The sequence below is a fragment of the Streptococcus oralis genome, assembly GCF_026782375.1.
GTDB lineage: Bacteria > Bacillota > Bacilli > Lactobacillales > Streptococcaceae > Streptococcus > Streptococcus oralis_CL.
This window is the reverse complement of the sequence record NZ_JAKUWJ010000001.1, coordinates 317,862-337,990: the sequence shown is the minus strand read 5'-3', so window position 1 is coordinate 337,990 and position 20,129 is coordinate 317,862. Positions and strand designations below refer to the sequence as shown.

The window sequence follows — 20,129 nt, the reverse complement described above, 5'->3', positions numbered from 1 at the left end:
CTCTCTTTTTTTATCAGTCCAATATAGCTATAGATTTAGTTAAATTTTCTCATCTCTTTTTCTAGACAAAGCATAGCTTGCTGTTGCTAAACCTGTAAGAGCTAACAGGGGTAGAAATGGTAAATCTTCTGAGCCTGTCTTTGGTAGTTCTCTCTTCAAATCAGAATCGTTATTAAATTTTGAAAGAGGGATAAATTTATCTTCAATCGGTTGCGGAACCAATTCCAAATCAGGTTTCGGATTTGGTTGCGGATTTGGTTGTGGGGTTGGTTGTGGACTTGGTTGTGGACTTGGTTGTGGATTTGGTTGTGGGGTTGGTTGTGGACTTGGTTGTGGACTTGGTTGTGGGGTTGGTTGTGGGGTTTTTTCTTTTGGACAACCACAATCACGTATAAAGAGTCTATTAAGTTCTTTACCATCACCATCTTTAATAATTACCCAATAACCTGTTTGTCCATCTTTGTTTTTTCCAGATTCCGTAAGAACACTTGGAGTTTTTCCATCTTTACCGTCACGAATAAAGGTACGACTAGTAATTCTACCATCGGAGTCACGAACGATAACCCAAACACCTGTATAACCATCTTCATTTTTTCCAATTTCAGTAATAACAGTTGATGACTTACCGTCTTGACCACTTTGACCGTCCTTACCATTTTGAACAAAAGTACGACTTACTTCCTGCCCATCACCATCATAAGTAACAACCCAAACACCAGAATTTCCATCTTTATCTTTCCCTGTTTCTGTCAGAACTTTAGGGGTTTTTCCATCCTTACCATTACTAATAAAGTTTCGACTAGTAATATTGCCATCTGAGTCACGAACAATGAGCCAGACACCTGATTGACCTTCGCTGTCCTGACCAAATTCAGTAACTATTGTTGATGACTTACCATCTTTGCCATTCTGACCGTCCACTCCGTCTCGACCATCTTTACCGTTCTTGATAAGGGTATTGGCTGTTTGTCCATCTGGATTAACCACTTGGAGTGTATGCGTGCCATTGCCATTATCTACTACCGTTATGGTTGGACTTTTCCCGTCTTGTCCATTGACACCATCTCGACCATTCTGACCGTCCACTCCGTTACGACCATCTTGTCCGTTTCTAATATCAATGACATCAATTAGAATATCTTTCGACACTGACTTTTCAGCAATAGTCGCCGTTGCTTTCACTGTATAACTACCAGCTACAGTTGGCACACCCGAAATAGTCTTTGTGACTGCATTATAAGTTACTCCACTAGGAAGATTCGCTTCGTCTATCGTCAATACTGTTCCAGCTGTATGAGTAATAGTGATATCAGATAGAGATTTTCCTAAAGTTATCAATTGGCGTCCACCTGAAACAGTCAAATCAAGTTCTTTTTCAACTTTAGGAGTTACAGTAAGAGTTAGGGTATCAATTTTTGCAGCCCCTCCTATTTGAGTAGGATTTTGGGCTTGCATTCTAATTTTGATAACTCCAGTTTTTGTTGGACTGCCTGTTATGGTTTTAGTAGCCGCATTATAGGTCAAACCATAATCCGAAAGCACGTTATTAATTTCTTCCTCTTCTACAATCCCATAAGGCGTTTTCATGCCGACAGTAGATAAATTATTATGCGATATCACTGCAGGTGTTATCTCATCTCCAATAGCAACTGTCTGGTCTTTGTTAGAAATAGCAATAGAAACTGGAGATTCTGTAACTTTGATGATAACTTCTGAATTTGCAGTCTTATTCCCCATAATATCTGGATAACTAGCTTGAACATTTATACGATAAGTTCCAACTTCAGTTGGTATTCCAGAGAAAGTTTGTGTTGACGAATCATAAGTGACGCCATTTGGTAGAGAACCGTAATAGCTAATTTTTGCACCCTCTGATGCTTCTAGCTTAATAGGAGGCATTTCAGATAAAACTTGGACTGTTCTCTCACCACCTGTCACTTGAATTGGTTTTGATGTCACAATCACCTTGAACATTCCTCTAGGAGTTTCGCTAGAAATGTTTTCATATCCAACATTATATGAAATAGTGAACTCCCCAACTATTTTAGGCGTACCCGAAATCGTATTGGTATTTGGATCAAAACTAAGTCCTTCAGGTAATCCATAGAGATTTTGTTTATAGATCCATCCGGACGTACTTGGTGACCCAACAACTGCTCCTTCACTCGATGAGAGAACAAAATTTTCAATAGGTTTCCCAACTTCAACAGTTCGTTCGCCACTTTTGACTTCAACTGGTTTAGGCTTAACCTTAATAGTAACACTACCTATCACTTCTTCTCTTCCGCGACGAAGGTTGTATGTAAACGTTTCAGTTCCAGCAATGTTTGCCACACCAGAAATGACTCTTTTTTCGTAGTCAAGTTTCAGACCCAACCTATTATAAAAATCAATTGAAATTGTTGCATTTTTAGGAAGTGGGAATTCAATTGGGTCAATCGTCTCACCTGCTGTTAGCTCACGTGAGTAATCTTCAGCAACCAAGGCACCTGGAAGAACTTTTAGATTTATGTACTTCTGTACGGCTTGCCCATCTTTTTCAACTAGAACTTTTACACGATAGTTTCCTTCAACCAAAGCTCTACCCGAAACCGTTTTGGTTTCAGGGTCATATTTAGTACCTTTCGGTAGTGCGTTTGTATCAACTGTTAATCTGGCACCGTCAGTGTGGCTAATGACTATATCTTTAAAAATTTCTCCTTCTTTGACGGTCTGATCCGAGTTGGTCACATCAAGATTCAGGGCTACTCCTTCACGCGGTTTCACCTCAAAGGTAAATGTTGTAAAAGTTGTAGAAATGCCGCCTTCGGTGTTATAGTAATCAACTTCCAAGCGTGCTGTTTGAGTTACGGGTGTTTTTTTAACACCATATCCTTCTAGTGTTTTTGTGACACTATCACCCGATATGGAGGCATAAGTATCTCCACTTTCCGTTACCACACGAATCGCTGCAATAGCAGAATTTCCTGAGAGAGTCACTGGAACACCAGAGAATTTCTTTTCTTCTTGCCATACCTGATGACTAATCGGCTCTAAGACATCCGTAACTTCAAATTGGAAGATACGATTGGGAGCATTGTCTCCAAAATGTCCATCAATAGCACGGAATTCAAAACTATATTTACCAGGAGCAAGTTTTGCCCCTGCTTTTTTCTTTATGGTTTGCGTTGCTGAATCAAATTCGAGTCCATCTGGTAGACGAACTGGTTTGATACTTGCATTCACCTTATTAATCTCTATTTTCCCTAAATTCTGTTCCTCGGTAGATCTTGGAACAGAAACGATACCTTCTCTGTTCAAGACAGTAAGTTCTTTATTAGGAGCAAATCGCACATCAGCATTTGTCAGATAGGAACCATTGTTGTCATTTGTTGCTTTCGATCTCTCTTCTGTAGTTAACTGAACATTAAAAATTCTTTCCTGTCCAAGTGCATCAACCGTCTTGAACTTGATAGTAAAGGTTCCTTGAGTAGCTGGTAGTTTTGTAAAACGCAAACGATAGGGAGTTGCATTGCCATGAACATTCCATCCGTAATCATTACCACCGTATACATCACCTACAGTTACCAATTCGTAATCCACATCTGGCGTAGTATCCAAGCGTTCAATTCTCTCCAATAAAATTGGCTTTGTAGGAAAATCATTTTTACTTGCTGAATCTGCTACATATAGACCTAGTTCTGTATAGTAGGTCGGCGTAGTCGGTGTAGCATCTGCAATCGTACCTGTTTTGGTATCGGGATCATCAATATCTAAATAATAACCAAAAGGTGTTGTAGGTATAATATAAGAATTAATCTGAGTATTATCCTCCCCCATATCACCTGTTGCAGCTCGCCAATCACTTGATTTAGATGCACTTAAATCGCCCCTATAATTCCCCAAAGTAGTTAAGCCATATGACTTAGGTTTTGTAATTTCTAGGGGGAGAGTGGCGCTTACAGCTGGATTTGTCTTAGAAACTAACCCAACCTGGTAGATTCCACTTTGGATGCGACCATCCAGAGTCAGTTCCCCATATACATACTCCCCTTCAGGATCATAGGTCAGACCAAGATCCTTAGCCCCTTGAGATAGTTCGACCTCATCAGAGGTGATACGAGTCAATCCCATTTTATACCTTAGTTGGACCTTAGCACCATTTTGGCGTAAAGATTGAATTCCACTATAGTTCTCAATCGTCATATAGGGATTGGTATTTTCCGTCGTCTTACTCTCTTCTGAGAGCATATAGACTACCTGACCCGAATGTCCCGAACGCTTCAACTCAGAGTAACCAAGTTCGATAGCAGCTTGCATACGTACAAGGCTGTACTTAAGTTCTGATTTCAAAGCAAAATCTTTCGCACTCAGCTTTTCTGCTAACTCTATTTCTGTTTTAGAAGTTTGAAGAACATCATTAAGTTTCTTCTTATCCTCTCTATCAACACTATCATTTGTTACTTGTTTTTCAATCTCTTGGTTAACAGCTTTTGCCTCAATAATGCTATTATTTAACTGTTCCTTAAGAGATTGAAGATTTTCTGGAGTTTCTTCTGAAGGGGTAACCTGAGAGTTTTCCTTACTCTCGATTATCTTATCTGATGTTTTTTCATCTGCAGCTGTTACAGTGGCGTTATCTTCTACTTTCTCTTCTGAAACCCCTGCAAGTGTTGCAGGAGCCTGATAGGGTTCAGGAATCGCCACATCTTTACTCGATTGGTCAATCAGAGACTCCTCTAGCTTCTTGACCTCAAACTCTTCTGTCTTTTTTACCTCACTTGCCCGAACTTGAGGAGCATTCATGACTGCCCCAACAAAGAATTGACCAACAAGCACCGAAGCTACACCTACACTAAATTTGCGTATTGCAAATCGTTGACGTTTTTCAAAATTCATTTTTATCTCCTTTTACATATACAAAACATTATTTATAGATAGAAAGGCACTTTCTACCTGAGGTAAAGATTAGAAGTCAGCACATTTTTTGAACCTATTTTCTATCTTGTTCACATACTGATAAGAAAATAGAGTCTATGTGGGTTCAATAGACTTATCAATACACCTAAGGTGACTCCTAAGATCAATCCATAGATACAGATGCCGTATCATCAGTAAGTCATACAATGTCATCAAATCACTAGAAATTTCTGATAGTTGACCATTTTGTTGCAGTCGTTTCTTCGTTAACATCTACTAATTCCTTCTATTCAGCTCTGAAACAACTTGCTTAACCACCCTAGTTCCTGTTTTAAAAATATCAAAGAGATTTTCTAAATCATTTAGAGTGATTTGAGTCACATGTCGAGCAAAAATCCTATTATCAATATCTAAAACAAGGTAATAGTAGAGACAATGAGTTCGATTCAATTCATTTATCTTTTCTAAAAGATCATTGCGATTTGGCCACTCTTCAACATTGGCTAGATTATTAAAAATAATCTGTACTGTAGCTGAGTCTTCTGAATTCTCCAACCAAAAAGCAAAATCAATGATATGGCCATCATCGAGAGACAATCGCCCTTTGTAAATCGTCCCATCTTCTCGTCTAATCTCTTGAAATTGAAGTTGACGATTTCGTAGCAATGTTTGAAAAGCAAGATTGATATTCGTCATAAAATTTCTCTCCTAAAAAGAATCAATAGAAAATAGAGGTGGCTCATCCATGTCTACTACCGCCTGTGTATTGGAATTGATATGGCTGATATTGCTGTGTTCAAACTTACCTGTCTGTACAGGATCTGGAACTTGATTATTAAGAATTTGTCCCGAACGATCAATACGGTTTTGCCCTGATACGAGTAAATCATCAATAATATGTCCAACATAGTGAACACCGCCAGTATCAATAGAATCAATCATCATAATTTGATTCTCGAGCAGTTGCTTGAGTTCTTGCTTGATATATTCTGTACAATTCATGATATCTTGCCTAGTCACTTCAAGCTGATGGAGTTCTTCATTTGATTTTTCAATATGATCCGACATTTGACTAAGGAGATGATTAGACTGAGCCTCTGCATCTTCAACAATTTGTCGTGAAACACGTTTTGCTTCAATCATTGTTTCTGAAATCAACAGCTCTTTCTTGGTATATTCCTCAATTTTTTCATGTAACTGTAAGTTACGAATCTCCAAATCACGAATTTCAGATTTTAATTCACTGATTACAGTATGTACCGAATCTTGTGAGTAGCCAAATAATAGAGATTTTTTTAGTTTTCTCATATGAAATCCCTTCAACAATATTTTTCTATGCACAAAAAAAGTAGAACATAGGTTTAAATAAGACCATGTTCTTTTTATAGATTAACATAGTTCCTTGATTTATATTATAAAATATTTATATAATTTGTCAAGGAAATCTATACAATTATTTCTATTTTTTTCGTACTTTAATAATTTAAAAACCACTAAAAAATCCTATAGTTTAAACTTCTGACTCATTTCCCCTCTATTTATATGTTTTATAAAAAATTTCTCTTTGTTGAATGTTTTTTTATTACTAGATTCATTCTGTTTTATAGTAAATCTGTTTCGATTACATTTTGTATCAGAACAGACTGATTAAAATTACTTGCCTTTCCTCGAAAATATTGATACATTGATTTTTTTATTCCCATTTATCAGAACAATATTAATACTCATTTTGTCAAAAATTTTATAATTTATTCACAACTGATAAAATAGATATATAGAAAAATATTTTAATTTATTAAAAAGACATCAGCTTACATTGTTTTATGATTATAGCACCGTGTAAAACTTTTCAGCATTATTTCTAAAAATAGAACTGTATTCCTTTAAAATTTTGTGATACAATATAACTATACAAAAACAGATAATTCAATATTTAAGTTAAATCAAATAAATAATTATAAATAGAAAGGTGAAATCATGCCAAAGAATACTCGTGACTTAATTATTAATTCACTCATCACACTAGCTAAGAAAAATCCTCAGCGTAGTTCCTTTACAATGACTGAAATTGCTGCTGAAGCTGGTATTTCACGACAAGCGATTTATCAAAAGCATTTTAACAACTTTGAAGATATTATCGAATACATTCACGAAGAGACCAATCAGCACATTTTTAACGTCTTTAATAAGTTCTGCCCTAGCAATGATGGAGATCCTATCAGCTTTTTAGCAGACTATATACTTCCTCTCATATACGAAAAAAGGGAAGTTATTAACACCTTGTATACCACACAAGTCGACCCATGTTGGAAGGAATTTCTGCGTGGAACATACTCAGAGTGGGTACTAAAGAATGTCAATTACCAACTGAAATATAATTTTAGTAAAGAAGACATCGCCTATATCATTACAACCATGGCAATTTCATTTATCGAGGTCTGGATTCGTAAAGATAATCCAATCCCACCTGAAGAGTATAGAGAGACTTTCATTCAATTGTCTAAGACTTCTCTCTGTGACTATATTGTGTCCTAAAAAAAGAATCTTGAGTTGCACTCAAGATTCTTTTTATTGTCCCCCTTTAAAGGCATCGACCATTACCTGAAATTCTTCATTGGAAAGCGTGATTCCTTTGCCCATTTTAGTATGGTCAGGACTCCAAGAACGAATATCAAACTTTGCTGGTGCTCCATTAAAGCTAACGCGATTTAGTTCTTTTGTCCATCCTTTGTCATTTTCAGACAAAGTGAGCAAGTGTTCTTCGATTTCAAATGTAAATTCTGCCATTTTAACTCCTTTATGTGATATGATTTCTATAGTCTATTCGTAAAAATCTTGTGGTTTTTAGGAAAATTTTATATAATGTGGATATATAAGAAGGGAGGATTCTATGAGACAGACATTCAAACTAGTTCTAGATAAACTACATGGTTTTCTCAATGGGAATGATGATCATCCTCAAATCGAGGACAACTCCCTCACTGCTATGATTGAACAAGCCATCCAGAAAAAGTCGGCTATTCATGTCATACTTGCTGAGACAAGTTTTACGGGTGATATTGTCAAACACGATGCTAATCGCCAACAAATTATCGTCAAAAATTTTTCAAAAAACGTAACTCGAATCATTCGTATCAGTGATATTAAACGACTTCGTTTTGTTCCCTCAACTGTACAAAAAGCTCAGAAAAGCCTATTTAAGAAAGAGTGAGATGTTCTTTGCATCCCACTCTTTTTCTTAACGGATTTGTTCAAAATGAAGATGAACGGCGATATGGTCGCCATAACCACTTCTCTCCAAATCGCGTTGCAAACGATAAGAGATATAGTGTTCTGCAATTGTGATGTAACCAGCTCCAAGTAAGCGGTGCTCAACCATTGATTGGATCATGCTGATAGTGGCACGTTCTACTTTTGCTTCTTCCAAATCCAAAACGACTTTTTTAGTAACTTGAGCTAAGTTTTGACGTAAGTCATCAGTCAAAACATAAACTGTTTGAGCTGCTTTTAGGACAGCTTGGTAAATTTTATCTGGATCAAATTCAGCAATTTCTCCATTACGTTTGATTACTTGCATAAGGTTCTCCTTTATTCTTTGTTTTCTTTGATTTCAGCCAGCATCTTTTCTTCTTCGGCTGTCAGTTGATAGTTTTCTAGCAGATCAGGTCTGCGCTCGTAGGTTTTCTTTAGACTCTCATAGAGCCGCCACTGGCGAATCTTTTCATGGTGCCCACTCATAAGCACATCTGGCACGACCATGCCTCGATAGTCATAAGGGCGAGTATACTGAGGATATTCGAGAAGACCTGAAGAAAAGCTATCATCTTGGTGGCTAGACTCCTTACCAATCACTTCTGGTATCAAGCGCACGGTCGCATCAATCATGGTCATGGCCGCCAATTCTCCTCCAGTCAAAACATAGTCTCCTAGGGAAATTTCATCGGTTACCAAGGTCTTGATACGATCGTCATACCCTTCATAGTGACCACAGATAAAGATCAGTTCCTCTTCCTGAGCCAAATCCTCAGCGTAAGCTTGATCGAACTGTTTTCCAGCAGGATCAAGAAGAATGACACGGGGATTTTTCTTTTCAATAGCATCAAAGGCATCGAAAATGGGTTGAGCCCTTAGCAACATCCCCTGACCGCCTCCGTAAGGTTCATCGTCAACATGACGGGCCTTTTCAGCATATTCTCTGAAATTATGATACTGGATATCCAAGAGCCCTTTTTCTCGAGCCTTCCCAACAATCGAGTGTTCCAGCGGAGAAAACATCTCAGGAAAGAGGGTTAAAATATCAATCTTCATCATCTAACCCTTCTAAGATGTCAACATCAACCCGTTTGTTTGGAATATCAACGTTGAGAACTGCTGGCGGAATGTAAGGTAAAAGCAAATCACGCTTGCCTTTTCGTTTGACCACCCAGACATCGTTGGCACCTGGTTGTAGGATTTCCTTGATATTTCCTATCAAGTTATCTCCCTCGTAGACATCCAAACCGATAATCTCGTGATAATAGAATTCACCATCATCTAAATCGTTCAAATCTTCCTCAGCGACCTTGAGACTATAACCCTTGTACTTTTCAATCGCATTGATATGATACATGTCTTTGAATTTGATAATGTCAAAGTTCTTATGCTTGCGGTGACTTGCGATGGTCACTGTTTGGACAAACTGGTCTTTATCATCAAATAAAGCCAACTCTGCTCCCTTTTTAAATCGTTCCTCGGCAAAATCCGTCACAGACAAGACTCGCATCTCACCCTGCAGACCCTGCGTATTGACGATTTTCCCAACATTAAAGTAGTTCATCTTGTCTCCTGTATTTGTTTCTATCCTTTATTTTATCACGTTCCAAGGATTTTCACAAGTTGGATAAGTCCTATCTTACAAGGCTACTACCTCTTCAAAAAAATCACCAACTATCTGATTAAACTCTTCAGGATGATCATTCATCGGTTGGTGTTTGCTATATGAAATCGTTACTTGACGTGCATTGGGATTTAAGGCAATGATACCATCATAGATTATTTTTAGGTGTTTGGGAAAATCATTTTCTCCTCTTACTAATAGCATGGGAGGATTTCCTTGATATCCTTCTATCTCATGGACTGCCAAGAAACCTGTGATTCCAAGGTTCAAGAAAACATCTCGCCCAGTTTCTATGATGGCCGTCTTGACCAATTCTCTTGTGATAGGGTTATCAGTACACATTTTTGAATTCTTATCAGCAATCACCTTCCAAGGAATCGTTTTATACATAAGAGAACTATATTTGATTCTACCTCTTTCTTTATCTGATAGGTATCGATGCTGTCCCCAACTATCTACCATGACCAAGGCTAGGACTCTTTCTGGATGGCGATAGGTGTACTCTTGAAGTGGATTTCCTCCCCAAGAATGACCAACCAATATTACCTTATCTAGCTGGAAATAAGACAAAATAGCATCTACATCTTGAACAGCACCTTCTAAGTCAGGTAGACCAACTTTCATAGGTGATTCACCCTGTCCTCTAACATTGACAAAATAGAGGTCAAATCCCTCAAAAGCATCATACTGGTGGGCCCACATCTGACTACGGCCACAAGCTCCATGATAAAAAATAATGTGTCTTTTACTTGAGCTTCCAGGGCGATGATAAACAACCAAATCACAATCTAATACTGGTATAATGTGGCGTACCAAAGTCTCGGGTTTTCTGTTATAAAAAGCAATAGTTTCAGCTATATCATTTGGCTTCATTTCTACACTCTCTCCTCTTTATCCTAATATCATTCTTTTTATCTATTTTATCATGCTATATTAAAATCATGGTTTTCTAAACTTGATTTCATTAAAAATTTTGAATTTTCTGCATCATTTAGATAAAGAAAAAGACTGATAAGCAAGCTTTACTTTTTTCTCATCAGATTCATGCCTAAAATTCCAGCAATAATCAAAGTTGCTCCGATGACATGGTAGCTATAAATCGGTTCGTGGAGGATAAGGGATCCAGCTAGAATGGTCAAAACGGTTCCAAGATTACCAAAGACACTGACGGTTGATGCCCCGAGGCGAACAATAGCATAGATAGAGAGACTACCAGTCACGATAGAGGCTGCTGATAATGTTCGAGTAAGTAAGCCTGTAATTGTCTAAACGTTAAATCCTCCATCTTATCCTCCTCACAAAAAAAAAACGAGACATCTGTCCCGCTTTTTTTATTTTTCATCGATAACGATTCTTACTTTCTTGTCTTCAGTTGGGACAGAGTAGACAATCGTTCTTATCGCAGAAATAGTGCGACCCTTACGACCGATAACACGACCGACATCGCTTTGGTCAAGATCCAAGTGATACTCCAAAAACTCTGGTGTGTCTTCGATCTTGATAGTTAAGGCATCAGGTTGTGAAATCAAAGGTTTCACAATCGCAATAATGAGATTTTCAATCGTATCCATCTGTCAACCTACTTTAAACTTATTTTGAGAATTTAGAATCGTGGAATTTTTTCAATACGCCTTCTTTTGAAAGGATGTTGCGAACTGTATCTGAAGGTTGAGCTCCATCAGCCAACCATGCAAGAACGCGGTCTTCTTTCAAAGTCACTTGGTTTTCAGCAACAAGTGGGTTGTAAGTTCCAACTGTTTCGATGAAACGTCCGTCACGTGGTGAACGTGAGTCTGCTACGTTGATACGGTAGAAAGGTTTTTTCTTAGAACCCATACGAGTCAAACGGATTTTAACTGCCATTTTTTAATGTCTCTTTTCTTATTTTTTATTTCGGTGAAATAGCTGAGCTATTTAGCACATGTTCTATTATAGCAGATTTTTGACATCTGTCAAGAAAAAAACTTGACAGAGTTTTGATTTTTTAACTACTAGAAATTTTTAGTAAAATCATTAACATTTGAAATCACCTCCCTTTTAGGGTACAATGGTAGAAATGAATTTTTGAGAGGAAAACAATGAAAAAACTAGCAACCCTTCTTTTACTATCAACTGTAGCCCTTGCTGGATGTACTAGTATCCAACGTGGTCTCCGTGGCGATGAGTATGTCGACTCTAGTATCTCAGCAGAAGAAAGCTCAAAAGCAGCTGCTCAGGCTGCCAAAGATTTGAAAGACGCCTTAACAAATGAAAATGCTAACTTCCCTCAACTTTCTAAGGAAGTAGCTGAAGATGAGGCTGAAGCTATCCTTCACACAAGTCAAGGTGATATTCGTATCAAACTCTTTCCAAAATTAGCTCCTCTAGCAGTTGAAAATTTCCTAACTCACGCTAAAGAAGGTTACTACAATGGCGTTACCTTCCATCGTGTAATAGATGGCTTTATGATTCAAGGTGGAGATCCAAAAGGAAATGGTACGGGAGGCCAATCTATCTGGCATGGTAAGGATAATACCAAGGATACTGGAATTGGTTTTAAAAATGAAATCTCTCCTTACCTATACAATATCCGAGGAGCACTTGCTATGGCTAATACTGGTCAACCAAATACCAACGGTAGCCAATTCTTCATCAACCAAAACTCGACAGATATTTCTGCTAAACTCCCTACCAGCAAGTATCCAAAAAAAATCATCGAAGCCTATAAAGAGGGCGGAAATCCAAGTCTAGACGGCAAACACCCTGTCTTTGGTCAAGTCATCGATGGCATGGATATTGTTGACAAGATTGCCAAGGCTGAAAAAGATGAGAAAGACAAACCAACGTCTGCTATCACCATTGATAGTATCAAAGTGGTGAAAGACTACGATTTCAGCAAAGAATAAGCCATCAACAGTTGACAAAGAGCCTTTTTAAAATGTATTTTTCCCCTATATAACAACACAAAAGAGAGAATTTTTGTTCTCTCTTTTAAACTATTCAAATTGATCTGACTTTTGTTAACAAAGACAGTATGATTAGTCTTCCTCTCTTTTCTTTTGAGACAATGCAAATCCAGCCGATGCTAGTCCAATAAATGCAGCAAGTGATAAGAATGGAAGTTCCTCTGTACCAGTGTTTGGTAATTCTTTTTGAGGCTCACCATTTCTAAACTTGTTGATTGGGATAACTTTGTCTTCGATTGGTTGAGGTGGAAGTTGTGGTTGTGGTTTCGGATCTGGCTGTGGTTGTGGTTTTGGATCTGGTTGTGGTTGTCGGTTTTGGATCCTCTTTCTTAGGACATCCACAATCACGGATAAAGATACGGTTTGTTTCTTTACCTTCACCATCCTTGATAATAATCCAGTATCCTGATTGACCTTCCTTGTTCTTACCAGGTTCAGTAGTAATACTTGGTGTTTTACCATCTTTACCATCACGAACAAAGGTACGGCTAGTTTCCTTACCATCGCCATCTTCGGTGATTACCCAAACACCAGTATTTCCTTCTTTATCTTTACCTGATTCAGTACGAACTTTTGGTGTCTTACCATCTTTACCATCACGGATAAAGTTACGGCTAGTGATGTTTCCTTCAGAATCACGTACGATTACCCAAACACCTGAACGACCTTCTTCGTCTTTACCAGACTCGATAGTAATAGTTGGTGTCTTACCGTCTTTTCCGTCTTTACCATCTTTAACGAATGTACGACCTGTTTCAGTTCCAGCAGGATTATGTGTGATTACCCATGTACCTGTGTTACCTTCTGAGTCTTCACCACGTTCTGTTGTTACGGATGGGTTCTTACCGTCTTTGATGATTGTTTCTGTTGTTTCTCCATCTGGGTTTACAACTTTAACTGTGTGAGTACCATCTTGGTTATCTTTAACAGTTACGACTGGTGATTTACCGTCTTTACCATCTTTACCATCTTTAACGAATGTACGACCTGTTTCAGTTCCAGCAGGATCATGTGTGATTACCCATGTACCTGTGTTACCTTCTGAGTCTTCACCACGTTCTGTTGTTACTGATGGGTTCTTACCGTCTTTGATGATTGTTTCTGTTGTTTCGCCACCTGGGTTTACAACTTTAACTGTGTGAGTACCATCTTGGTTATCTTTAACGGTTACAGTTGGTGTCTTACCATCTTTACCATTCTTGATAACTGTCTCGGTTGTTGTTCCATCTGGGTTCACAACTTTAACTGTGTGGGTACCGTCTTCGTTATCTTTAACAGTTACGACTGGTGATTTACCGTCTTTACCATCTTTACCATCTTTAACGAATGTACGACCTGTTTCAGTTCCAGCAGGATCATGTGTGATTACCCATGTACCTGTGTTACCTTCTGAGTCTTCACCACGTTTTGTTGTGACTGATGGGTTCTTACCGTCTTTGATGATTGTTTCTGTTGTTTCACCATCTGGGTTTACAACTTTAACTGTATGAGTACCATCTTGGTTATCTTTAACGGTTACAGTTGGTGTCTTACCATCTTTACCATTCTTGATAACTGTCTCGGTTGTTGTTCCATTTGGGTTCACAACTTTAACTGTGTGAGTACCGTCTTGGTTATCTTTAACGGTTACAGTTGGTGTCTTACCATCTTTACCATTCTTGATAACTGTCTCGGTTGTTGTTCCATCTGGATTCACAACTTTAACTGTGTGAGTACCGTCTTCGTTATCTTTAACAGTTACGACTGGTGATTTTCCATCTTTTCCGTCTTTACCATCTTTGATATCCACAACATCGATGATGACATCTTTAGATACAGATTTGCCATCAAGGGTTGCTGTAGCTTTAGCTGTGTAACTACCTACTGCCGTTGGAGTACCAGAGATTGTCTTAGTAGCAGCGTCGAATGTCACACCAGCAGGAAGACTTGTTTCATCAAGTGTAAGCTCAGAACCAGGAGTGTGAGTTAAAGTGATATCAGTGATCGCTTTACCTAGTTGAACAAGTTGACGACCACCAGAAACTTTAAGATCAAGACCTTTCTCAGCTTTAGGATTTACTGTAAGAGTAAATGTATCGATAGCTGAAGCTCCTCCCACTTCAGCAGCGTTAGTAGCCTGCATACGAATTGTGAAAGTACCAGCTTTTGTAGGTGTGCCAGTAAATGTCTTAGTAGCAGGATCATATGTCAAACCATATTCTGCGATAATAGCGTTAATCTCAGATTCTTCTACTAAGCCGTATGGTGTCTTCATAGTGACAGTTGAAAGATTATTGTGAGTTACTACTGCAGGAGTAATAGCATCACCAACTGTTACAGTTTGCTCTTTGTTAGAAATCTCGATAGCAACAGGTGATTCGGTAACTTTAATAACTACCTCTCCATCAGCTTGGTCATTACCATAAAAATTTTCGTACCGAGCTTTAACAGGGATACGATAGATACCAAGTTTCTTAGGAGTACCCGAGAAGGTATGAGTTGACTCATCATAAGTGACCCCTTCTGGTAAAATACTTGGATATTTGCCAGTTAAAGGATTAGAAGGTTTGCTATAGTCATTAAGGTCAACTGAAATAGTTGCTCCTTCTGAAGCCTCAACCTTCACAGGAGTCATCTTAGTCAATACTTGAACTTCAGTCTCGCCACCAGTTACTTGGATAGGTTTCTTCGTAACAGTAAGCTTAAAGGTACCTTGGGCAGTATCATTTTCCAAGCCTTTATAGTATGCTATATAGTTAACAGTAAACTCACCCACTGAAGTTGGAGTACCAGAAATTGTCTTTGTATCAGGATCGTAAGTCAGACCACTAGGTAGATTTTGGATTCCTGCTTCAAATGTACCATAGCGAATATATCCAATATCCGCACGTTCACTCGGTTGAATTACAAAGTTAGTGATAGGAGTTCCGACTTCAACCGTTTGTTCACCACTATTTACCGTAATTGGTCTTGGTTTAACTGTGATAGTGATTGTACCAGTAGCTTCTTCTAAACCACGTTTTAATTTATAGGTATATGTTTTAGTACCAACTGAATTTGTAGTTCCAGAAAGAATTTTTGTATTATAATCATAGTTAAGACCAAGTTCACCACGAATATCTCCAGAAAATTCTGCTCTATTTGGAATCGCAATTTCAATTGGATCGATTTCATCGCCGACTGTAACTTCACGAGTATAGTTTTCAGCATGCAATGGACCAGGCAATACTGTTAAAGTAACATATTTTTGTACAGCTTGACCATCTTTTTCTGCTATAACTTTGATGCGGTATGTCCCTTCGACTAAACCTTTACCAGCAATCGTTTTTGTTGCTTTATTATAGCGAGTGCCCTTAGGAAGAGCTGCTGTATCAACTTTTAAAGTTGCTCCATCAGTGTGAGTGATGACCATATCCTTGAACTTTTCACCTTCTTTGATGGTTTGTTCATGGTTGGTTACATCAAGGTCAACTCCAATTCCATCACGTGGCTTAACTTCAAAAGTGAAGGTTGTAAAGGTAGTTGAGATACCACCATCGGCATTATAGTAGTCAACTTCTACACGTGCAGTTTTGTTTTCAGTAGTTTGAAGAACCCCGTAACCTTCTAGTGTTTTAGTGATATTATCAGAGCTTACTGTAGCGTAGGTGTCTCCGCTATTAGTCGTTACACGAATATTCGCGATTGTCGATCCACCTTCAAGAGTTACTGGAATGCTTGGGAACTTTTCTCCCTCTTTCCAGACTTGGTGGTCAATTGGGCTGATAACATCTGTTACCTCAAACTGGAAGACACGGTTTGGCGCATTATCTCCAAAGTGACCATCAATGGCACGTACTTCAAAGTTATACTTACCAGGTGCTAGCTTAACACCGGCCTTTTTCTTAATGGTTTGAGTGGCTTCGTCATACTCAGTACCATCAGGGAAACGAACAGGTTTAACTTTAGCGTTGACCTTGTTTAGTTCAATCTTACCAATAGTTTGTTCTTTATCTGAACGAGGAACTGATACGATTCCCTCTTTATTTAAGACTGCAGTTTTAGTATTTGGAGTAAATTTGACATCCGCATTTGTAAGATAAAATCCGTTGGCATCATCAGTTGTAGCTTTTGAACGTTCTTCTGTAGTTAACTCTACATTAAAGATACGTTCTTGTCCCAGTTTATCGATAGTTTTAAACTTAATCGTAAATGTACCCTGTTGAGCAGGGAGTTTGGTAAAGCGTAGTCGATACGGCGTGCGATTTGGGTCATGAACCATCCAATTTTCATCACTATAAAACTTACCATACGGATCTCCGGTAACTGCCAATTCATATTCTACTTCTGGCGTTGTATCCAAACGTTCGATACGCTCCAATAAAACTGGTGTTGATGGGAAAGCAGTTACTCTAGAATCGTCCGCAACATAGAGCCCAAGCTCAGTATTGTACTTTGGTGTATCAGGCTTAGCATCTGCTACTGTAACAGGTGTATTATCACTATAACCAGGCGTCAGGTAATATCCAAATGGTGTTGTTGGAATCGTATACTTATTAACACGAGTATTATTTTCCCCCATATCGCCTGTTGCTTGGTCATAATAATCATTAGCTTTTGATGCAGATAAGTCAAATCGGTCGTTAGAGAGAGTAGACAAGGCATATGAGTGTGGTTTAGTTATTGTTAAAGGAAGAGTTGCCTTCACATTAGGATTGGTTTTAGAAACCAAACCAATGTCATAGGTTCCGCTTGGGATTCCACCATTAAGATTAAGAGTCCCGTAGACATATTCTCCAACTGGATCATAAGTAAGGCCTAGATCTTTTGCACCTTGTGATAGTTCAACCTCATCAGAAGTAATACGAGTAAGACCCATCTTATATCTAACTTCAACAGTTGTACCGTTATGTATGAGAGTATGGAAACCACTATAGTTCTCGATGGTCATATACGGTGTCTTACCATCTGACGGAGTACTCGCATTATCAGCAAGCATATATGATACGAAACCTGAGTGACCTGATCGTTTCATTTCTGTGTAGACGGACTCGATGGCAGATTGAAGGCGTCCAATGCTAAGTTCTAAATCAGCTTTAGTTAATTGAGCCTTTTCAGAAAGTTGTTGAGCTACTACCAACTCTGCTTTTGAAGCTTGAAGTGCATCTGAAAGAACTTTTTTAGATTCACTATCGTCTAGTTTAGCTTCTTGTTTTTCAGCTTCTTGATTAACAGCTTTTGCTTCAAGAATGCTATTGTTCAACTGTTCTTTAAGAGGTTGAAGAATAGCGTCTACCTCTGGTTTAGCTTCAGTTTCTGGAACTTCTTTTTCATCAACTTTAAGTTCTGCCTTTTTTTCTGCTAATGGTGCAGTTGATGGAGCTATCGCAACAGTTGTTTTTTCCGTTTCTTTTACAGTTACTTCCGTAGTTGACTCAGTGGTTGAAACTACAGTCGAATCATTTTCTGTAGTTGGTGCTACAAAAGTCGCAGGGGCACGATATGGTTCTGGAACACTAATTTCCTCAGAGGTTACTTCCTTAGTAGATCTTTCTTCAACTCCCTTATTGACCTCTACCCCCTCTTCACTTTTTAATTCACTTGCATTTACTTGAGGTGCATTAACCATCGAACCGACGAAAAACAGCCCAACAAGCACCGAAGCTACTCCTACACTAATTTTACGAATAGCAAATCGTTTTCGTTTGTCAAATTTCATAATTATCCCTTTTATTTCTTACTATATTTTTTTCTCTTAAGAATAAACCAAGAACTGTAACAGCCATAAGTGAAATCCCTAGGGCTGAGCAAATATTTGATTCAGTACCAGTCTTTGGTAATTGTACTTTTTCAGAAACTTCCAAATTATTAATAGTTTTATCAGCTGGTTTAACTGGATCTACCGGTTTAACTGGAGTGACTACTTCTTTTGTTCCTACTTCAATAATTTGATTAACTGCATCAATTTTATTAGTTGAAACAACTTTGCGTTCAGTTTCCACACCATTAACTAAGACAATGTGTTCAACCGTAGTGATACTACCATCTTTACCTTCTTGAACAATCTTTTCAGTTCCTTTGTCAAGGTCTGCATTATCGCGATGAATAGTATTATATGCTTTAACTTCTACCTTGGTCTCATCTTTTTCAACAACAATCGGTTTTGGTTTCTCTATAAGCTTAGATTTTGTTGACTCGACTGCAGTAATTGCAGCAGTCAAATCTTTAACTGCTTGAGCTCTTCTACTGATTGCTCGATGCGAGTTTTCATCTCATTAACTAACTGTTCAGACTGAACCTCAGCTTCTGAAATTATATCAATAGATAAACGTTTAGCCTCAACAATAGCCTCCGAAACAAACAGTTCTTTATCTTTAAGTTCCTCAATGGTTTAAGCAACTGTGAATTACGGATTTCCAACTCATTTACTTGAGACTTGAGTTCATTCACTACCTCATAAACAGACGACTGAGAATAACCCAAAAACAGGGATTTCTTAAGTCCTCCCATATAAAACTCCTCCTAAAGGTTAATTTTATCTATATAAATATTACACTTTAATCTTAATCTTCTAAAAACAGATTTAAAACTTTGTGCATTACTTAACTAATTTTACTAAACTAATTTATATTATTATATTCGTTTTTCTTTGATTTATCAAGCAATTGATTTTTAAAAACAAAATTTATCTAATTATTTTGATTTTAACACACATTTTCTTAAAACTCCTTTGTAAAATATTGTGGAAATTCTATACTAAATTATTTCAAATTAGCTTTTTCGGTGTAATTATAGTTTCAATTTTGATGAAAAAAAGAAGTGGGATAATCCCACTCCTTATTGTTTACTTATCTCCCTTAAAAGCATCCACCATGATTTGAAATTCTTCATTTAAGAGGGTAAATCCTTTCCCCATCTTGGTGTGGTCAGGACTCCCGCTACGAATGTCAAACTTCGCCGGTGCACCATTAAAGCTGACACGATAGATTTCTTTGGTCCAAACTGGAGATCCTAAGGGAGATGGTACAGGTGGCCAATCCATCTGGCATGATAAGGACAAAACGAAGGACAAGGGAACTGGTTTCAAAAATGAAATCTCTCCTTACCTATACAATATCCGAGGAGCCCTTGCTATGGCTAACACAGGTCAACCAAACACCAACGGTATCCAGTTCTTCATCAACCAAAACTCAACAGATATTTCTGCTAAACTCCCTACCAGCAAGTATCCAAAGAAAATCATCGAAGCCTATAAAGAGGGTGGAAATCCTAGCCTAGATGGCAAACACCCTGTTTTTGGTCAAGTCATCGATGGCATGGATGTTGTCGACAAGATTGCTAAGGCTGAAAAAGATGAAAAAGATAAACCAACTACTGCTATCACCATTGACAGTATCGAAGTGGTCAAGGACTACGACTTCAGCAAAAAATAAGCCATCAACAGATAAGGA

Annotated in this window: 17 protein-coding genes and 2 pseudogenes; 4 read left to right on the top strand and 15 right to left on the bottom strand. The window is 38.0% G+C overall.

Annotated features, from left to right (window positions below):
- Positions 1 to 39: 39 nt before the first annotated feature.
- From MK409_RS01610 to MK409_RS01600, 3 genes are all read right to left on the bottom strand, one after another.
- The gene (locus tag MK409_RS01610; RefSeq protein WP_268705104.1) at positions 40 to 4,878 is read right to left on the bottom strand and encodes a putative Ig domain-containing protein; all 4,839 of its coding nucleotides are present in this window, start codon (positions 4,876 to 4,878) and stop codon (positions 40 to 42) included.
- A 297-nt stretch (positions 4,879 to 5,175) separates the two neighbouring features.
- Entirely contained in the window at positions 5,176 to 5,595 is a 420-nt protein-coding gene (locus MK409_RS01605) for a hypothetical protein (RefSeq protein ID WP_268705103.1), read from the bottom strand.
- Positions 5,596 to 5,607: 12 nt separating this feature from the next.
- Positions 5,608 to 6,207, bottom strand: a complete 600-nt coding sequence (locus MK409_RS01600; protein ID WP_268705102.1) for a hypothetical protein — start codon at positions 6,205 to 6,207, stop codon at positions 5,608 to 5,610.
- Positions 6,208 to 6,876: 669 nt separating this feature from the next.
- Between MK409_RS01600 and MK409_RS01595 the strand changes: the two genes are divergently transcribed.
- Positions 6,877 to 7,434: a TetR/AcrR family transcriptional regulator gene (locus MK409_RS01595; protein WP_268705101.1), complete on the top strand. Its 558-nt coding sequence runs from the start codon at positions 6,877 to 6,879 to the stop codon at positions 7,432 to 7,434.
- Between the two features lie 33 nt (positions 7,435 to 7,467).
- On the opposite strand, the gene MK409_RS01590 is transcribed toward MK409_RS01595, so the two are convergent.
- Complete coding sequence (locus MK409_RS01590; protein WP_000807419.1) at positions 7,468 to 7,686, bottom strand: YdbC family protein; 219 nt, start codon at positions 7,684 to 7,686, stop codon at positions 7,468 to 7,470.
- Positions 7,687 to 7,789: 103 nt separating this feature from the next.
- Here MK409_RS01590 and MK409_RS01585 point away from each other — a divergent pair, with 103 nt between their 5' ends.
- The gene (locus MK409_RS01585) at positions 7,790 to 8,110 is read left to right on the top strand and encodes a hypothetical protein (protein ID WP_033629575.1); all 321 of its coding nucleotides are present in this window, start codon (positions 7,790 to 7,792) and stop codon (positions 8,108 to 8,110) included.
- Positions 8,111 to 8,137: 27 nt separating this feature from the next.
- Here the strand turns inward: MK409_RS01585 and MK409_RS01580 are convergent, their stop codons facing one another.
- The 7 genes and pseudogenes from MK409_RS01580 to rpsP all read right to left on the bottom strand — a co-directional run bounded on the left by MK409_RS01580 (position 8,138) and on the right by rpsP (position 11,638).
- Entirely contained in the window at positions 8,138 to 8,476 is a 339-nt protein-coding gene (locus MK409_RS01580; protein ID WP_001196045.1) for an ATP cone domain-containing protein, read from the bottom strand.
- Between the two features lie 11 nt (positions 8,477 to 8,487).
- Entirely contained in the window at positions 8,488 to 9,207 is a 720-nt protein-coding gene (gene trmD, locus MK409_RS01575) for a tRNA (guanosine(37)-N1)-methyltransferase TrmD (protein WP_268705616.1), read from the bottom strand.
- Positions 9,197 to 9,715 (bottom strand): ribosome maturation factor RimM, encoded by a 519-nt coding sequence (rimM, locus tag MK409_RS01570; RefSeq protein WP_268705100.1) that lies wholly within the window; start codon positions 9,713 to 9,715, stop codon positions 9,197 to 9,199. Before rimM ends, trmD begins: the two co-directional genes overlap by 11 nt.
- Before the next feature lie 75 nt (positions 9,716 to 9,790).
- Positions 9,791 to 10,648 (bottom strand): alpha/beta fold hydrolase, encoded by an 858-nt coding sequence (locus MK409_RS01565; protein WP_268705099.1) that lies wholly within the window; start codon positions 10,646 to 10,648, stop codon positions 9,791 to 9,793.
- Between the two features lie 149 nt (positions 10,649 to 10,797).
- Positions 10,798 to 11,004 (bottom strand): annotated as a pseudogene (locus tag MK409_RS01560) (EamA family transporter); the annotation flags it as partial.
- Between the two features lie 102 nt (positions 11,005 to 11,106).
- On the bottom strand, positions 11,107 to 11,346 hold the full coding sequence (gene kphA / locus MK409_RS01550) for an RNA-binding protein KphA (protein ID WP_000379617.1): 240 nt from the start codon (positions 11,344 to 11,346) through the stop codon (positions 11,107 to 11,109).
- Between the two features lie 19 nt (positions 11,347 to 11,365).
- The gene (rpsP, locus tag MK409_RS01545; RefSeq protein WP_000268760.1) at positions 11,366 to 11,638 is read right to left on the bottom strand and encodes a 30S ribosomal protein S16; all 273 of its coding nucleotides are present in this window, start codon (positions 11,636 to 11,638) and stop codon (positions 11,366 to 11,368) included.
- A gap of 215 nt (positions 11,639 to 11,853) precedes the next feature.
- Here rpsP and MK409_RS01540 point away from each other — a divergent pair, with 215 nt between their 5' ends.
- Positions 11,854 to 12,660: a peptidylprolyl isomerase gene (locus MK409_RS01540; RefSeq protein ID WP_268705097.1), complete on the top strand. Its 807-nt coding sequence runs from the start codon at positions 11,854 to 11,856 to the stop codon at positions 12,658 to 12,660.
- Positions 12,661 to 12,792: 132 nt separating this feature from the next.
- On the opposite strand, the gene MK409_RS08980 is transcribed toward MK409_RS01540, so the two are convergent.
- From MK409_RS08980 to MK409_RS01525, 4 genes are all read right to left on the bottom strand, one after another.
- Entirely contained in the window at positions 12,793 to 12,936 is a 144-nt protein-coding gene (locus tag MK409_RS08980; RefSeq protein WP_419152990.1) for an LPXTG cell wall anchor domain-containing protein, read from the bottom strand.
- Complete coding sequence (locus MK409_RS01535; RefSeq protein ID WP_268705096.1) at positions 12,923 to 18,397, bottom strand: putative Ig domain-containing protein; 5,475 nt, start codon at positions 18,395 to 18,397, stop codon at positions 12,923 to 12,925. The genes MK409_RS08980 and MK409_RS01535 overlap by 14 nt, the downstream gene beginning before the upstream one ends.
- Positions 18,387 to 18,899, bottom strand: a complete 513-nt coding sequence (locus MK409_RS01530) for a G5 domain-containing protein (protein WP_268705095.1) — start codon at positions 18,897 to 18,899, stop codon at positions 18,387 to 18,389. Before MK409_RS01530 ends, MK409_RS01535 begins: the two co-directional genes overlap by 11 nt.
- 623 nt (positions 18,900 to 19,522) lie before the next feature.
- Positions 19,523 to 19,765 carry a YdbC family protein gene (locus MK409_RS01525; protein ID WP_172842360.1) on the bottom strand — a complete coding sequence of 81 codons (243 nt, stop codon included), beginning with the start codon at positions 19,763 to 19,765 and terminating at the stop codon, positions 19,523 to 19,525.
- Between MK409_RS01525 and MK409_RS01520 the strand changes: the two are divergent.
- Positions 19,671 to 20,111, top strand: a pseudogene (locus MK409_RS01520) (peptidylprolyl isomerase); the annotation flags it as partial. The gene MK409_RS01525 and the pseudogene MK409_RS01520 overlap by 95 nt on opposite strands.
- Between the last annotated feature and the right edge of the window lie 18 nt (positions 20,112 to 20,129).

Bases quoted from the DNA above. Each gene is read 5' to 3' on its own strand.
- MK409_RS01595 (WP_268705101.1), top strand. From the start codon at position 6,877: ATGCCAAAGAATACTCGTGACTTAATTATTAATTCACTCATCACACTA.
- MK409_RS01600 (WP_268705102.1), bottom strand. From the start codon at position 6,207: ATGAGAAAACTAAAAAAATCTCTATTATTTGGCTACTCACAAGATTCG.
- MK409_RS01610 (WP_268705104.1), bottom strand. From the start codon at position 4,878: ATGAATTTTGAAAAACGTCAACGATTTGCAATACGCAAATTTAGTGTA.
- MK409_RS01585 (WP_033629575.1), top strand. From the start codon at position 7,790: ATGAGACAGACATTCAAACTAGTTCTAGATAAACTACATGGTTTTCTC.
- MK409_RS01590 (WP_000807419.1), bottom strand. From the start codon at position 7,686: ATGGCAGAATTTACATTTGAAATCGAAGAACACTTGCTCACTTTGTCT.
- MK409_RS01535 (WP_268705096.1), bottom strand. From the start codon at position 18,397: ATGAAATTTGACAAACGAAAACGATTTGCTATTCGTAAAATTAGTGTA.
- MK409_RS01565 (WP_268705099.1), bottom strand. From the start codon at position 10,648: ATGAAGCCAAATGATATAGCTGAAACTATTGCTTTTTATAACAGAAAA.
- kphA (WP_000379617.1), bottom strand. From the start codon at position 11,346: ATGGATACGATTGAAAATCTCATTATTGCGATTGTGAAACCTTTGATT.
- MK409_RS01605 (WP_268705103.1), bottom strand. From the start codon at position 5,595: ATGACGAATATCAATCTTGCTTTTCAAACATTGCTACGAAATCGTCAA.
- rimM (WP_268705100.1), bottom strand. From the start codon at position 9,715: ATGAACTACTTTAATGTTGGGAAAATCGTCAATACGCAGGGTCTGCAG.
- MK409_RS01580 (WP_001196045.1), bottom strand. From the start codon at position 8,476: ATGCAAGTAATCAAACGTAATGGAGAAATTGCTGAATTTGATCCAGAT.
- trmD (WP_268705616.1), bottom strand. From the start codon at position 9,207: ATGAAGATTGATATTTTAACCCTCTTTCCTGAGATGTTTTCTCCGCTG.
- rpsP (WP_000268760.1), bottom strand. From the start codon at position 11,638: ATGGCAGTTAAAATCCGTTTGACTCGTATGGGTTCTAAGAAAAAACCT.
- MK409_RS01540 (WP_268705097.1), top strand. From the start codon at position 11,854: ATGAAAAAACTAGCAACCCTTCTTTTACTATCAACTGTAGCCCTTGCT.